The organism is Streptomyces sp. NPDC051582 (genome assembly GCF_040681715.1).
Taxonomy (GTDB): domain Bacteria; phylum Actinomycetota; class Actinomycetes; order Streptomycetales; family Streptomycetaceae; genus Streptomyces.
This window is the reverse complement of the sequence record NZ_JBFAZJ010000024.1, coordinates 12,644-26,949: the sequence shown is the minus strand read 5'-3', so window position 1 is coordinate 26,949 and position 14,306 is coordinate 12,644. Positions and strand designations below refer to the sequence as shown.

13 protein-coding genes and 1 pseudogene are annotated in these 14,306 nt (G+C 72.8%); 5 read left to right on the top strand and 9 right to left on the bottom strand.

Going from position 1 to position 14,306, the window contains the following annotated elements:
- Position 1: 1 nt before the first annotated feature.
- Positions 2–1,069 carry a 3-oxoacyl-[acyl-carrier-protein] synthase III C-terminal domain-containing protein gene (locus AB0M92_RS27435; RefSeq protein ID WP_366104973.1) on the bottom strand — a complete coding sequence of 356 codons (1,068 nt, stop codon included), beginning with the start codon at positions 1,067–1,069 and terminating at the stop codon, positions 2–4.
- A 407-nt stretch (positions 1,070–1,476) separates the two neighbouring features.
- Here AB0M92_RS27435 and AB0M92_RS27430 point away from each other — a divergent pair, with 407 nt between their 5' ends.
- Positions 1,477–2,604 (top strand): alpha/beta hydrolase-fold protein, encoded by a 1,128-nt coding sequence (locus AB0M92_RS27430; protein WP_366104972.1) that lies wholly within the window; start codon positions 1,477–1,479, stop codon positions 2,602–2,604.
- A gap of 467 nt (positions 2,605–3,071) precedes the next feature.
- Here AB0M92_RS27430 and AB0M92_RS27425 read toward each other — a convergent pair.
- Positions 3,072–3,887 (bottom strand): annotated as a pseudogene (locus AB0M92_RS27425) (alpha/beta fold hydrolase); the annotation flags it as partial.
- Positions 3,888–3,980: 93 nt separating this feature from the next.
- Here AB0M92_RS27425 and AB0M92_RS27420 point away from each other — a divergent pair.
- Both AB0M92_RS27420 and AB0M92_RS27415 read left to right on the top strand, forming a co-directional pair.
- Positions 3,981–4,424 (top strand): MarR family transcriptional regulator, encoded by a 444-nt coding sequence (locus tag AB0M92_RS27420; protein WP_366104971.1) that lies wholly within the window; start codon positions 3,981–3,983, stop codon positions 4,422–4,424.
- A 140-nt stretch (positions 4,425–4,564) separates the two neighbouring features.
- On the top strand, positions 4,565–5,254 hold the full coding sequence (locus tag AB0M92_RS27415) for a DUF4232 domain-containing protein (protein ID WP_366104970.1): 690 nt from the start codon (positions 4,565–4,567) through the stop codon (positions 5,252–5,254).
- A gap of 103 nt (positions 5,255–5,357) precedes the next feature.
- Here AB0M92_RS27415 and AB0M92_RS27410 read toward each other — a convergent pair whose 3' ends face one another.
- From AB0M92_RS27410 to AB0M92_RS27400, 3 genes are all read right to left on the bottom strand, one after another.
- Positions 5,358–7,106, bottom strand: coding sequence for a methyltransferase (locus AB0M92_RS27410; protein ID WP_366104969.1), 1,749 nt, complete (start codon positions 7,104–7,106; stop codon positions 5,358–5,360).
- A gap of 172 nt (positions 7,107–7,278) precedes the next feature.
- Positions 7,279–8,493: a 4-hydroxybenzoate 3-monooxygenase gene (locus tag AB0M92_RS27405; RefSeq protein WP_366104968.1), complete on the bottom strand. Its 1,215-nt coding sequence runs from the start codon at positions 8,491–8,493 to the stop codon at positions 7,279–7,281.
- A 291-nt stretch (positions 8,494–8,784) separates the two neighbouring features.
- Entirely contained in the window at positions 8,785–9,495 is a 711-nt protein-coding gene (locus AB0M92_RS27400) for a hypothetical protein (protein ID WP_366104967.1), read from the bottom strand.
- 310 nt (positions 9,496–9,805) lie between these two features.
- Between AB0M92_RS27400 and AB0M92_RS27395 the strand changes: the two genes are divergently transcribed.
- Positions 9,806–10,393: an ankyrin repeat domain-containing protein gene (locus tag AB0M92_RS27395; RefSeq protein ID WP_366104966.1), complete on the top strand. Its 588-nt coding sequence runs from the start codon at positions 9,806–9,808 to the stop codon at positions 10,391–10,393.
- The gene (locus tag AB0M92_RS27390; protein ID WP_366104965.1) at positions 10,390–11,529 is read left to right on the top strand and encodes a hypothetical protein; all 1,140 of its coding nucleotides are present in this window, start codon (positions 10,390–10,392) and stop codon (positions 11,527–11,529) included. The genes AB0M92_RS27395 and AB0M92_RS27390 overlap by 4 nt, the downstream gene beginning before the upstream one ends.
- Positions 11,530–11,571: 42 nt before the next feature.
- On the opposite strand, the gene AB0M92_RS27385 is transcribed toward AB0M92_RS27390, so the two are convergent.
- The 4 genes from AB0M92_RS27385 to AB0M92_RS27370 all read right to left on the bottom strand — a co-directional run bounded on the left by AB0M92_RS27385 (position 11,572) and on the right by AB0M92_RS27370 (position 14,194).
- Positions 11,572–11,907 carry an antibiotic biosynthesis monooxygenase family protein gene (locus AB0M92_RS27385; RefSeq protein WP_366104964.1) on the bottom strand — a complete coding sequence of 112 codons (336 nt, stop codon included), beginning with the start codon at positions 11,905–11,907 and terminating at the stop codon, positions 11,572–11,574.
- 139 nt (positions 11,908–12,046) lie between these two features.
- On the bottom strand, positions 12,047–12,619 hold the full coding sequence (locus AB0M92_RS27380; protein ID WP_366104963.1) for a dihydrofolate reductase family protein: 573 nt from the start codon (positions 12,617–12,619) through the stop codon (positions 12,047–12,049).
- 115 nt (positions 12,620–12,734) lie between these two features.
- Positions 12,735–13,472 (bottom strand): SRPBCC domain-containing protein, encoded by a 738-nt coding sequence (locus AB0M92_RS27375; RefSeq protein ID WP_366104962.1) that lies wholly within the window; start codon positions 13,470–13,472, stop codon positions 12,735–12,737.
- Positions 13,469–14,194, bottom strand: a complete 726-nt coding sequence (locus tag AB0M92_RS27370) for a helix-turn-helix domain-containing protein (protein ID WP_366104961.1) — start codon at positions 14,192–14,194, stop codon at positions 13,469–13,471. Before AB0M92_RS27370 ends, AB0M92_RS27375 begins: the two co-directional genes overlap by 4 nt.
- Positions 14,195–14,306: the final 112 nt, after the last annotated feature.

Sequence of the window (14,306 nt, the reverse complement as noted above, 5' to 3'; positions counted from 1 at the left end):
TTCAGACCCCCATGTTCGTGATCGTGGCCGACAGGGCGCCGGTCACCACGCCGGAGGCGGCGGGGACCATGAGGAACCGGGATCCGGTGCGGGCCGTGCCGGCCCGCAGGTGCTCGCGCAGCGTCAGGAAGTGGGAGGTGGTGGCGGTGTTGCCGTACTTCTCGACGATCGCGAGGGAGGTGGGCATCGGGGCCTGGAACTCCGCCTCGGCGGTCTGGTTCACGTAGTCGATGAAACGGGTGCCGACCTGGTGCTGGATGACGTAGTCGAACGCCTCGTCGGTGAATTCCCGGCCCTGCTTGGCCAGGAGGTCCCGGTGGAAGCGCGGCCACAGTTTGAGCCGGTCCCGGTCGTGCATCTTCTTGTTGTCCGTGTAGAGGGCGATGCCCTGACTGCGCTCGCTCGGCATGCCCATGCACAGGTGCGCGTACGCGGAGCAGGTCATCAGCTCCACGTAGTGGATGCGGTCGGCCTCGTCGGTCGAGGCGTCCAGGACCACGGCGGCCGCCGAGTCGCCGACGGAGAGCGAGGCGAACTGCGGGTCGTAGGAGTCGGTGACCTCGCGGGCCGCCGTCTCGGCGACGGCGGTGGCCTGCTCGCCGCTGACGACGAGGCCGCTGCGCACGGCGCCGGAGCGGATCATGCGGTCGAGCAGATGGACGCCGGTCATCATGCCGGCGCAGGCGTTGGACACGTCGAAGTGGACGGCCCGTCGCGCGCCCAGTTCGCGGGCGAGCACTGCGGCGAAGGACGGCTCGAAGGTGAAGCGGCCGCCGTCCGTGAACCGGGTGATCGAGGCCGATATGACGACGTCCAGGTCGGCGGCCTCGTAACGGGAGGCGGTGAGGCAGTCCCGCGCGGCGGACAGGGCCATCGAGAAGGAGTTCTCCGCCGCTGCCGGATCCGGGTCGTACACGCGGCGCTCGGCGATTCCGGTGATCCGCTGGAGGTCCGCGTCACGGACGGCGGATATGCCCTCGGTCAGCTCCCGGTTGGTCATCACGGTCTCGGGGAGGTGGGCCCCCAGGGCCTCCAACCGGCTGTGGCGATCGAGTGTGCTGGTGTTCATGCTTCGCGTTCTCCATGGATATCCCCGTTACAGACAGCGAAGTTACCGTAACGTAGGGATCAGTTCGCATGGTCCGCAAAGGGACTCGAACGGCGCATATGGGTCGGTTACCAGCCAGGCGCCCCATGGACCACATTTCGCCAGGCCCCGGGCGCGACACCTCCCGCCACTCCGATCTTCGGCCGGAACATCACGCGGGGTGCGCAAAAGCTGTCCGGAACCACTCGGTCCGCTCGGTCCGCCCGGTCCGCCCGGCGCTTCCGGTCGCCCTCCGGCCGGCCCGAACGACATTCACCGCACGTTTGTGCAACCCGACGGTCGAAAACCGCATCCAAACAGGAGAACCCACCCATCCATCCACCCGTTCTGCCCGCCCGAGGGCAGCCCCACTGTTCGGAGCGAAGTTCGTGCACGTGTACCCGCAGCCGCAGCCGCAGCCGCAGCCGCAGCAGCCCAGGCGACGATCCCGTAAGAAGGTGTGGATCGGCTCCGCGGTGGCCGTGGCCCTGCTCGCCGGTGCCGGTGCCGGGTTGATCTTCTGGACCACGGACTGGTTCGACGGGAACGGGGAGGCCGTCAGCTACGGGAAGCCTTCCGCCGGAGCGGACAAGGACAAGGGCGACGGCAAGGACACCGGGGCAGGTGGCGGGAAGCAGCCCTCCGCGCCGAGCGCGGACCCGGACGTGTCCCTCCCCACCGGTCCGTTCACCGAGTTCAAGCAGACGGTCAAGCTGGACGACGGCACCCGGATATCCAAGGCCAAGGTGAAGGGCGCCAAGTCCGGCTTCGAGGGCAGCGTCTGGGTGTGGACGCCCAAGGAGTACGACCGTCCGGAGTACGCGAAGAGCGCCTTCCCGGTGATGATCGCGCTGCCCGGAGGCAACGGGAACGCCGACAACTACTGGGCGACCATGCCGCAGCTGGGCCTCCAGAAGGCCGTCGCCGAGGGCGCGGCGGCCGGCAAGAGCCTTCCGTTCATCCTGGTCATGCCCATCCTCAACCCGGACGCCAAGTACTACTACGACGGCTCCGACATCCCGGGCCAGGCCAAGATGGGCACCTGGATCGGCGAGGACGTGCCCGACCTCGCCCGCGCCAACTTCCGTACGTACAAGTCCCGCGACGGCTGGGCCTTCATGGGCAACTCCTCCGGCGCCTTCGTCGGCCTCAAGCAGCTGCTGCAGAAGCCGGACCGCTTCCGGGCCGTCATAGCCAACGGCGGCGAGATCGTCCCGGACTCCCCGCTCTGGAAGGGCCACCAGGCGGAGATGGACGCGAACAACCCCGAGAAGATCGCACCCAAGCTGATCGGCGGCAAGGGCCCCGAGGTGAACGTCTTCTTCCAGTACGGCACCAAGGAGGGCGGCCGCGACCGGATGGAGAAGTTCCAGCAGCAGTTCGGCAAGGGCCCGATCAAGGTCACGATCCACGAGATCCAGGGCGGCGACCACAACGGCTGGGACTACGTCCGGGGCATGAAGGACGGCCAGTTGGAGCAGCTCAGCAAGCTGATGAAGGGCCCGAAGCCGCAGTAGGACAACCACCGTCACCACGGACCACGCGGCCGCCGCCGGGTACTTTCGGCTCGGATCGCGGGCGGATTTCGCGACGAAAGTTGACCGCGCGGTCATCCTCCGTGCGGACGAGGACGGCGGTACGGGTCTCTAGCGTGGTCCGCATGACCAGTGACACGGGGGACGGCGCGGACGGGCGCCGGTGGGGGCGGGTGGCGGCGGGGGTCGTGGCGGGGGTGCTCGCCGCGGCCGGCGTGTGCGCGATCTTCTGGCGGCTGGGCCTGCACCTGGGATTCGGTGCGGCCTGGCTGTCCGGCAAGGTCGCCTTGAAGGTCGGCTTCTTCGTGGCCGCCGGCGGCCTCGCCGGTGTGAGCCTGTGGCGGCAGGGGCGGCAGGGGCGCCGCGCCGCGCCGCGCGCTCCATCCCGCCGGAGGAGAAGGGCTGAGGCCCGGGCGCGGGCCCTGCTGCGGCCCGGCGGCGAACCGGGTTCAGGCAGTGGCCGCGTGGCGGTCGAGGGCCGCGCGTACGTGGTCGCGCGTCGTGGCGCCGCCCAGATGGCCCGCGTCTTCGACGACGACGAGCTCGGCGCCGGGCCAGGCGCGGGCGAGTGCCCAGGCGGTGTCGAGGGGCCCGGCCATGTCGAGCCGGCCGTGCACCAGAACCCCCGGAATGCCGGCCAGCCGCCCGGCGTCGCGCAGGAGCGCGCCCTCCTCCAACCACGCGCCGTGGGAGAAGTAGTGGGCGCAGATCCGCACGAGTGCGAGCCGGGCGGCGGGCGGGCGGTCCCCGTACGGAGCGGAGGCGCCCTTCGTCTCGCCGGACAGGACCGCGTCCTCCCAGGCGCACCAGTCGGCCGTCGCCTTCTCCCGTACGGCGGCGTCCGGGTGCTCCGTCAGGCGGGCGTAGGCCCCGACGACGTCGCCGTCGCGCGGGATGCCGGGGGCACCCGCGAGGAAGCGTTCCCACTGCTCGGGGAAGAACCGGCCGACGCCGCGGTAGAGCCAGTCGATCTCCGAACGCCGGGTGGTGGTGACGCCGGAGATGACGATCTCCGAGACCTCTCGGGGGTGCTGCTCGGCCTAGGCCAGGACGAGGGTGGAGCCCCAGGAGCCCCCGTACAGCAGCCAGCGGTCGATGCCCGGGTGCCGGCGCAGCCGTTCCATGTCGGCGATGAGGTGCCAGGTGGTGTTGTGCCGCGTGGCGGCCGGGGAGGCGCCCGCGTGGGGCGTGCTGCGACCGCAGCCGCGCTGGTCGAACAGGACGACGCGGTAACGGTCCGGATCGAAGTACCGGCGCGCGCCGGGGTGGCCCGACGTTCCTCCGGGCCCCGGTCCCGCCCCCGGTCCCGCCCCCGGTCCGAACTGCTGGGTACCCGGCTGCGCCATCTGCTGGAGCTGTTGGACGGTGACGTCGCGTCCGTCTACGCGGACTTGGGGCTGACCGGGTTCCGGCCCCGCTTCGCCCCGGTCGTCCGCGCCCTGGCCGCCTCGGGCCCGAGTTCCATCCGGGATCTGGCCCGGGCCACCGGCGTGACCCATTCCGCGGCGAGCCAGACGGTGGCCCAGATGGCCGAGGAGGCCCTCGTCGGCTTCGCTCCCGGTGCGGACGCCCGTCAGCGCATCGTCCGTCTGACGCCGAAGGCCGAGTCGCTGCTGCCGATGCTGGACGCCGAATGGGCCGCCACCACGGCGGCGGCCACGCAGCTTGAGGCGGAGCTCTCGTTCCCGTTGAGCCGGCTCGTCGGCGAGGCCCTCGACGCGCTGCGAAGGCGGCCGATGCGCCGGAGGATCACGGACGCCGCGCCGCGCCTCGGCGGCCCGGACGAAGTCCTGTCTGTGTAACAGGAATGTATTAGGAGGCGGTTGGGCGGAACGGTTCGCCGGGCCGACGGGTCCTGGTGCTTGGAAACGCCCGCTCGTACCGACACGTGTCGACTCCCACCGAGCGGGCTGCGCCCCCGACTGATACCGAGGTAGAGACGATGCGCGTTCACAAGCTCACCTTCGCGGCCCTGGCCGTTGCCGCCGGCCTCTCGCTCACGGCCTGCCAGAACGGCGACGACGGCACGGGGCAGAGCGGCCCGTCGTCCGCGGCCACCCCGCCCGCCCCGTCCGCCCCGAACGGCGGTGCGGGCTCGGGGAGTCCGGACCAGGGGGGCGGGAAGGACTCCGCCGGGAAGGGCACGGCCGGTCAGGGCACGGCGGCCGGGCAGGGCGCCGCCGCCGGGGCCGGTTCCGGCGGGAGCGGCAAGTCCGGCAAGTGCCGGACCGACGATCTGACGATCACGGCCATGGACGGCACCATCGACGGCGACGGCGAAGGAACCGTCGCGGTGACGCTGAAGAACCGCGGCAGCCGGGACTGCGCGATCTCCGGATACGCGGGCGTCGACCTGAAGACCAGCTCGGGGTCGCTGTCCGCGAAGCGCAGCGGTGAGCAGTCCGGCCCGGGCGTCCTGAAGCCCGGGAAGTCGGTGTCCTTCGGCATCAACTACCCGCTCAACACGTCGGGCGGCTCCGGCGTGCGCATCACGGGACTCGTGGTGACCCCGCCGGACGAGACGAAGTCGGTCACCCTGGCGTGGCCGGGCGCCGCCACGCTGCCCGTCACCGAGGGCGGCGCCTCCCCGGTCAAGGTCGGCCCGATCGGAAGCGCCGGCCAGGGCGAATGACCCCGTCACGCAGCGGTCGGGCCGCCCCGGGCGGGCCGCGGTGACGGTCACCCGGCACGGCGGGTCCTGCCCGGCCGGGTCACCGTCCGCGACGCGTCCCGGTTCAGCTCCGCCGGGCGGTGGGGTCCGGGACGGACGCCCTGCGGGCGTGCAGCACGTGCGCGTCCAGGGGCAGGGGGCTGTGGCCGACGAGTTGCAGGCCGGCGTCGGCGAGCAGGCGTGCGTAGTGGTCGGCGCGGCGTTCGCGGCCTCCGACGTTGCACAGCATGTGCAGGTCCCAGGCGGTGGCCAGCGAGGGGGAACCGTCGGCGGGCAGCAGGCGTTCCACGATCAGCAGGTCCGCGTGGGCGGGCATGGCGCCGGCGAGGTGGCGCAGGATCTCCCGGCAGCGGTCGTCGTCCCAGTCGTGCAGGACGCGGGAGAGGACGTAGACGTCGCCGCCGGGCGGCACGTCGGCGAAATCACCGGCCCGGTAGTCGCAGCGCGCACCGCAGCCCGCGGCGTCGAGCAGGTGGCGGGCGGCCTCGACGGCGTGCGGGCGTTCGAGCAGGACGCCGCGCAGGCGCGGGTGCGCGGTGAGGATGCGGCCGAGGAGTTCCCCGTTCCCTCCGGCGACGTCGACGACGGTCGCGGACCCGGGTGCCTCGGCCGCGGCCGTGACGACCGGGTGGTCGGGGAGCGGCTGGAACATCCGTGAACTCGCGGCCATCGACCGGTCGAAGAGGGCGGCCAGTTCGGGGTCGCGGGCGAAGTGGTCGAAGTGGTTCTCGCCGAAGAGGCGGTCGAAAGCCGGCTGTCCGGTCCGTACGGCGTGGTCGAGTTCGCCGAAGGAGCAGTAGAAGGGGCCTCCGTACATGAGGGCCAGCGGCCGCATCGAACCGGGCGCGTCCGCGCGGAGCAGGGCGCCGAGTTCGGTCAGGCGGAATCCTTCCTGCTCCTGCTCCGGGGCGGGGGTGACGGCGCCGACCATGGCCAGGTAGCGCAGGAGCGTGGCGAGGCCGCGGGGATGGGTACCGGTCAGCAGGGCGAGGTCCTCGGCGCTGTGCGCGGTACGGGTGTCCATGGCGTCGGGCAGGCCCAGCCGGGCGAACACGGCGAGCGCCTGTGTCGTCCACGCGCCGGTGAGGAGCTGAAGGAGCGTTTCGGCGGACGGTCGCGCACTGCTGACGGGGTGGTCCAGGTGCGCGGCGAGGGCGGCCCGGTGGTCGCCCCGGGCGTAGAGCTCCAGGCGCTGGTAGCCGCAGGCCGGATCGGCGGGGGTGGTGAAGTACAGGACGGTGCCGTCCTCGTGCGGGTTGTAGCCGCCGCCGTCGGGGCGCGCACCGTGGCGGACGAGGATCGCGCACAGGCCGCGCAGGGCGAGCGGGTCCGAGTGCTCGATCTCGAAGGCGAGGTGTGCCTCGTGCCGGCGGGTGCGTTCGTAGGCGGCGATCCGCTCCAGGCCGGAGTGCGGGGGCACGGTCAGGGCGAACACCTCGACGGCGCGGCGCTCGCCCGCGCAGCCGTGCACCTGGGGGCGCAGGATCCGTACGTCGAGCTCGGCCGGGTCGCGCCGGTGGCGTCGGGCGAGGCGTTCGCGGACCACCACGCTGGGGTGGGAGGGGGTGTCCGGGGCCAGCCCGCAGTCGGCGAGCTGGGCCCGCAGGCCGTCCGCGTCCGGCGGGAAGAGCAGCAGCCCCGCGTGGGCGAACCGGCAGTGCCCGGCGAGCGCCCGCAGGTCCGGTCCGCCGAGTCCGGGCAGGAGGAGGGGCAGCAGGGCGGCGCTGTCGTGCTCGCGGACGAACTCGGCTGCCGCGCGCAGGCGGGCCGTGTCGTCCAGGAGCATCGTTTCGTCGGGGAGCGTCGTCGTCATCGTGGGGGTTTCCTCGGGCCGGTACGGGGCGGGGCAGGGCAGGGCAGGGCAGGGCAGGGAGAAGCGGGGTGGAGGCGGGGCGAAGCGGGGTGTGGCGGGCGGCCGGAAGTCCCGGCGGCGAGCGGAACGGGGGCGAGCGGGCGAGCGGTACGCGTACGGGGCGCGGCGGCCGTCACACGCCGACGTAGTTCTCGGCGAACCACTCCCGGTGGACGCGCGAGGTACGCAGCGAAGCGAGCCGGGAGCGCCGCAGGGCGGCGTCGAAGGACGGTCCGGCGCCCTGCTCCCCGTCGGGGGCCGCGTGCAGCAGCCGGGTCATCCACCCGGTGAACTCCTGCGCCCGCCAGATGTGCGCCAGGCACTGCTCGGAGTACCCGTCGAGTCCCGCGGTGTCGCCCCGGGTCAGGGCATCGGTCAGGGCTGCCGCCAGGATCTCGGCCTCCAGGACGGCGAGGTTGGCGCCCTTCGCGGCGGCCGGGGCGAGCAGGCTCGCCGCGTCGCCCGCCAGGAAGAGCGAGCCGTTGCGCAGCGGTTCGACCACGTCGCAGGTCAGGTCGAAGATCCCGCGTTCCAGGAGGGGGCCCCGGTTCAGCGGGCCGTGGTCCGCGGCTCGCATCCGCAGGTCCAGCTCGTCCCAGATGCGTTGCTCGGACCAGGCATCGGCCGGGACGCCGCGCTGCCACTGGAGGTAGTAGCGGGTGACCTCCGGGGTACGGGCCATGTGTCCGGCGAAGCCCCGGTCGTGGACGGCGTAGCCCACGGCGTCGAGGCTCGGCGGGGCCTCGGCGAGCAGGCCGAGCCAGGTCACGCCGTGGTCGTGGTGGTGGCGGACGGCACCCGGCGGCAGGGAGCGGCGGGCCGCGCCGTGGCGCCCGTCGCAGCCGGCGACGTAGCGGGCGTTCCAGCGGGTGGGCCGGCCGTCGGGTTCGCGCGTCGTGACGTACGGCCCGGTGCCGTCGGCGTCGCCCACCGCGAGGGCCTCGGTGTGGAAGCGGATGCGGCCGCCGCGGTCGAGGTACTGGGTCAGGAGGTCGGTGACCAGGTTCTGCTGCGGGTAGACGTGGTGCTGCCCGCCCTGTCCGTCCTGGCCGCCCTGGCCGCCCTGGCCGCCCTGGCCGCCCTGGCCGAGGGCGCCGTAGTCGAGCCGGAACCGGCCGTCCCGCGTGCGGAACTCGCAGGTGCCGTGGCGGGTGCCGTGGCGGTGCAGTCCCCCGGCGAGGCCGTGGCGGTCCAGGATCCGCCCCGTGTTCGGCGCGAGGAACCCGGCGCGGGCCCGGGTCTGGACGTGGGTGCGGGAGGCGCGTTCGAGGAGGACGCAGTCGATCCCGGCTGCGTGCAGCAGGTTCGCGAGAACGAGCCCGGCCGGACCGGCACCGAGGACGATCACGTCGGCTGATTCCCTTGGGGCGCGGGAGTTCTGACTTTCCGTCATAGCGCGTGAAGCATAAGCACGCGAAGATCGATGAACCTACGCAAGCCATCCCTAGGCGGGAATAGAGTGACAATCGGCCTTGACGTCGCGGGCCCGTGACGCCGGGGTCCGGGGCGGTGTCCGGGGCCGGGCAGTGGTGCGCGCCGGGCGCGAGGAAGCCGACACACGCCCGGCGCACACCCCCGCCGCGGACCGCGCGGACGCGCGGACGCGCGGACGCAGTCCTGCGCCTGTCCGCCCGCGCCGTCAGGAGAAGTCCGGACACTCCTCGACGAAGCCTTGCGAGACGGGCCGCCAGGCGCCGCGGCTCACACGCGCGCTCAGCCGCTCAGCCTCCCGTGCGCACTCGGCCACCTGGGCTTCGGACAGGGGCACGGCAGCCTCGAACACCCGCCCGGCGTGCCGGCAGAGCACCGTCGGACGGAAGTCCGGTGAGTACGGCTCGCCGAAGACGGCGAACAGATCGGAAAGCCGCCACCCCAGCACGCCGGCCATCGCGCAGACCTGGTGCCGCCGATGCGGACTCGGCCCCCAGTCCTCCACCATGCGGTGCAGGGTGCTGCGGGACAGTGCCACGAAGGGCAGTTCCCGGACGCCGAATCCGCGGTTGCGGATCAGTCCGTTCAGCACCGCGCCGAGGCCGCTTTCGGCGGGCGTGACGTACGGCGAGGTCGGCTGCACGAAGGGCCGCGAAGCCTTGAGCCGCGGCCGTGAACGTACGAACCGCTCCAGCTCGGCGAGTTGTGCGTGGTCGCAGTGGCTGACGCGGTGGGCGAACTCCTTCGCGAGCCCGCCATTGCGCTCGGGGGGCAGGAGATCCGCCGGCACCGGGTGCCCCGCGATGACGAGCAGGTCGGCCGCCGGTATGTCGAACTCGCTCGCGAGTTCGGTGAGAGCCTCGGGGGTGGTGACCGTCCCGTTCGTGACGAGCTTGCCGAGTATGTCGGTTCGTTCCATGCGAGGACGGTAACTTCCGTGCCCGCCGGGCGTGTTCACACGGGGCTTCGCCCGCTGCGCCGCGTCCTGATCAGGATCGAACCTGCGCATCGCGGGACCGGGGGGCCGGCGAAGCGGGAGGGCGGGGGCCGGGGGCCGGGGGCCGCTGACACCGTACCCGTCCCTGCTCCTCGCGCATCAGCCGATCGGATGACGAGCGGGAGCCGGTCCGGGGGCGGGGCGGCCTTGAAGGCGGGGGGAGGATCGGGGGCAGGACAGGACAGGACAGGACAGGTGGCCGCGAGGCCGCGGAGCGGATGAGGGGTACGGGATGAAGGCCGTCGATCGTGAGCTGCTGGACGCCGCGCGGGCCGGGGACGCCGTTGCCGTACGGGCGGCGCTCGACGGTGGTGCGGACGTCGAGGTGCGCGACGAGGAGCTGCGCACGCCGCTGCTGCTCGCCTCCCTCGCCAACCGGGTGGAGGCGGCCCGGGTGCTCGTGGCGGCGGGCGCCGACGTCGACGCCCAGGACGCCCGCCAGGACAGCGCCTGGCTGGTCACCGGTGTGACGGGCAGCGTGGCGATGCTGCGCGCACTGCTCCCCGCGGGCCCGGACCTGCGGCGCACCAACCGGTTCGGCGGCGTGTCGCACATTCCGGCGAGCGAGCGCGGGCACGTCGCGTACGTACGGGAGGTGCTGGCGGTCACGGACATCGAGGTCGACCACGTCAACCGGCTCGGCTGGACCGCCCTGCTGGAGGCCGTGATCCTCGGCGACGGCGGGCCGGCCCACCAGGAGATCGTACGGCTGCTGCTCGCGGCCGGGGCGGACCGGGAGCTGGCGGACGGCGACGGCGTGACGGCCCTCGCGCACGCGGAGCGGCGCGGGTACGCCGAGCTCGCAGAGCTGCTGCGGTGAGGGTGCGGCGGGCGAGGCGGCCCGGGGCGCGGCGGGCGGCGCTGGGCCTGGCCGGGGCGGCTCTGCTGGCCGGGTGCGCGGCGGGCGGGGGCGGCGGGGGCGGCGGCGCACCCGGTGCCGGCGCAGGCGATCGTACGGGCGCCCCCTCCGGGCCTGCGGCCGCCGCGGCCGTGCCCACGGCGCACGGCACGCTCCTGGTCGCCGACTTCGGCGGTTCGACCGTGACTTTCGTGGACCCCGCGCGCGGCCCGGTCGGATCGGTCGAGGTGGGGACCGCCCCGTACGGGCTGGCGCTCGGCGCGGACGGGCGGGCCTGGGTCGCGACGGCCGAGGGGGTCGCGGTGGTGGACACCGCCACCCGCACCGGCCTGGGCCGCATCCCGTACCGCACCCGCACCGGGTCCGTGACCACCGGCGAGTACCGGGGCGGCGGGATGGGCCTCGCACTCGCCCCCGACGGGAAGCGGCTGTACGTGGGGGTCAACGTGCCCGGCGCACCGGGCGTGTTGGAGGTCATCGACACGGCGACCCGTGCGGTGACCGCCACCGTGCCCGTCGGCCGGCGCCCCTTCGACGTGGACGTCGCGGCGGACGGCAGTGAGGTGTACGCGACCGGGCACGATTCCTACGACGTGACGGCGGTGCGCGCCGACACGCTCGCGGCCCGGCGGCTGGTGGTCGCGCCGTACGGTGAGCGGGGCCTCGGCTCCTGGCTGAAGCCGCACTACGCGGTGGTGAGGCCCTCCGACGGGCGGCTGTTGCTGCCGTTCGAGGGCGAGAAGCTGGCGGTGCTGGACCCCGGTACGGGGCGGGTCACCGTCGAGCCGATGACCGCGGACATCCACCAGCACGGCGCCGCGCTCGCCCCCGACGGCACGCTGCTGGTGGTCGGCGCGGCGGAGGACCGGGACGCGGCCTCGCTGACGGTCCGCTCCCCCGGCGGCGCGGAGCGCACGGTCCCCCTGGAGGGCCCGCACGAGGACGTAGCGGTCACCGCGGACGGCCGCACCGCGTACGTCACGGGCGGCTTCACCCGGGACGGGCACTGGGACGGGATCACCGTCGTGGACCTGCCGAGCGGTACGACGCGCCGCCTCCCGGCGGGCGAGCGGCCCCTGGGGATCGTGGTGCTGTAGGGCCGGCCGCGCGCCGACCAGACGAGACTTTGACGACACGACCTAGGGCCGGGGGTGGTGGGAGACCACGGTGAACAGGCGCGGCTCGACGTCGGTGGCGATGGTGGCGGCCTGGTCCATGTGGACCCGGGCCCCGGGGTCGGCCCGCATGGCCCAGTAGTGCTCCTCGCTCTCCCACTGCGCGTAGTTGATGACGCGCTGCCCGTCCCGGCTGGCGTGGAAGTTGGCGCAGATGAAGCCCGGCTGGTGCTTCATGGTCGTCTCGGTGGCCTGCGTGAGCAGGTCGATCAGTTCCTGCTGGCGCTCGGGCGGGACGGTGAACACGTTGATCAGCGTCGCGACGGGGCGGCTGCTGTCGATGTTTGCGGTGACGGTCATGCGCTCATCGCTCCCCCGTCTCGCCGCTCCCCGGGGCCCGGCGGGTGGAGCTTCATTCGATCCGGTGTCGTCTACCTGGCGGCCTTAATGCCTTTTGTATGCAATTGGGAATCAAATGCAACTGGCCGGAGGGGTGTGGTCAGCGGACGACGTCGAAGACCTGCTTCTGGAGGCCGTTGGAGTAGGCCTCGTACTCGACCAGCTTCAGCTTCTGGGTGTCCTTGTCCGTCGTGCTGAACAGGCGCTTGCCGGCGCCGAGCAACAGCGGGAAGACCAGCAGGTGGTAGCGGTCGATCAGGCCCGCGTCCGAGAGGTCGCGGTTCAGCCGGGCGCTGCCGTGGACGATGATCGGGCCGCCGTCGGTCTCCTTGAGGGCGGCGACCTCGTCGAGGGAGCGCAGGATGCTCGTCTCGCCCCAGCCGGGAACGAGCCGGTCGTCGGTGAGGGTGGTGGAGACGACGTACTTCGGCACGGTCTTGTAGTGCGCGAACTCGGCCATGTCCGGCCACACGGGGCTGAAGGCCTCGTAGCTGGTGCGGCCCAGGAGCATGGCGGTGGACTCCTCCTGTTCCCGCCCCTTGATCTCGAACGCCTCGGGTACGAAGTCGACGTCCTTGAAGGTCCAGCCGGAGTTGCGGTAGCCGGGCTCGCCCCCGGGGGCCTCGACGACGCCGTCGAGGGAGATGAACGCCGTACTGATCAGGGTGCGCATGGGAGTTCCTCTTCTATGGCGGCTTCGTCGGCTCGGACGAAGGTGATGACGATGCCTAGGGTGCTGAAGGTGCTGAAGGTGCTGAAGGTGGCGGAGGTGCTGAAGGTCTGAAAGATCAGGAGAAGAGGCCGGTCAGCCACTGCTGCCAGGCGGCTTCGGCTCCGTCCGTGTTCCGGCCGAAGAGGTGGTGGAACATCAGCGCGACGCCGGGGCCGTGGTGGAAGGTGTGGAGGCCGTCGGCGGTACGGACCTCGAAGCGTTCCTCGTCCGCCCAGGTCACTTCGCCGTCGAACGCAGGCAGCCCGGCCGGCTCGGTGTGCGCCCGCGCGCCCACGACGACCGGGCCCGGCAGCGACAGCGCGCCGACGAGGGCCGCGCGGACCTGCGCCGCGGACCGCTCGCCCGTGGGGGCGAGGGCGAAGACCGGGGCGCCGGTGCGTCCCGGGAAGTGGGTCAAGTACTCCCGGAGCGTGTGGAGGTGGAAGGGCCAGCCGCGGCGCAGGGCGTCGTACTCGTCCTGCCAGTCGTCGCCGAGCATGCCGCTGTGGACCACGCGCAGGACGGTGCTGCCGCCCTCGCGACCCTCGATCAAGTACTCGAAGGCCATGAAGCGGCCGTCGTCGGCGGTGTCGGTGCGCGAGGCGAGGCGCTTGCCGGGCTCGTAGGCGGTGATCCGCGCTTCCTGCCGGTTGCCGCCGGTTTCCATGGCGGCGGTGCCGCCCACGCGCGGCTCCAGCTCGTTGCGGCCCATGAACCACGAATCGATCCCCGGTCCGGTGGCGATCGCCTCCCAGACCTGTTCGGGGCTCGCCGGCAGGATCGCCTCCTGCTCGATCTCGAACGGGTGGGTCATCGCGCGTTCTCCTGTCCTGCTTCGGGACCGCGTCCGGGTCCGGGTCCGGGTCCAAGTTCGGGCTCGGGTCCGGGCTCGGGTTCGGGTTCGGGATCGGGTTCGGGTTCGGGTTCGGCTGAGGTGCCGCCGGGAGTGCCGGGCGGCGAGCCGGGGATCTGGTGGAGGCCGACGATCACCCGGTGCGTGCGCCCCTGCGGGGCGTCCTCGTCGTGGTAGCGGCTGACGAGGGCCGTCACGGCCCGGGTCAGCTCGTCGGCGAACGCCATCCGGTCGGCCGCGGAGGCGAACCGCACCTCCGCGTCGATCGCGAAGGTGGCGACCCGTCGGCGGGCCCGGGTCGCGCCGGTCACCAGGGCACCGACCTCCTGCACCAGCCGGGAGCCCAGGGCCAGCAGCCAGTGGGCCGAGAGCTGGTCCGGGGAGCGGGAGGGGTCCGGGCTGACGGCGGCCAGAGCCCGGGGGGAGATGACGTAGGAGGCGGCGGTGGCGGTGTAGATCCGCTCGGTGACGTTGCCCTTGCGCCTCTCCTCGGCGAGCTCCACCAGCCCGTGGCGCTCCAGCTCCTTGAGGTGGTAGTTGACCTTCTGCCTGGGCAGTCCCAGGCGGACGGCCAGCATGGCGGCCGATCCGGGCTCGGCGAGGGCGGCGAGGATCCGGGACCTCATGGGGTCCAGGGAGGCCTCGGCCGCGGCGGGTTCTTCGATGACGGCTACGTCCAGCACCGTTCCAGGATCCAACCGACAAAAAAATTTGTCAAGACGAGACGAGTTGTCGGTGAATGGGCCGACCCCCGCTCAGTCGGCGCTCAGTCGCCGGTCCGTCGCCGGTCCGTCG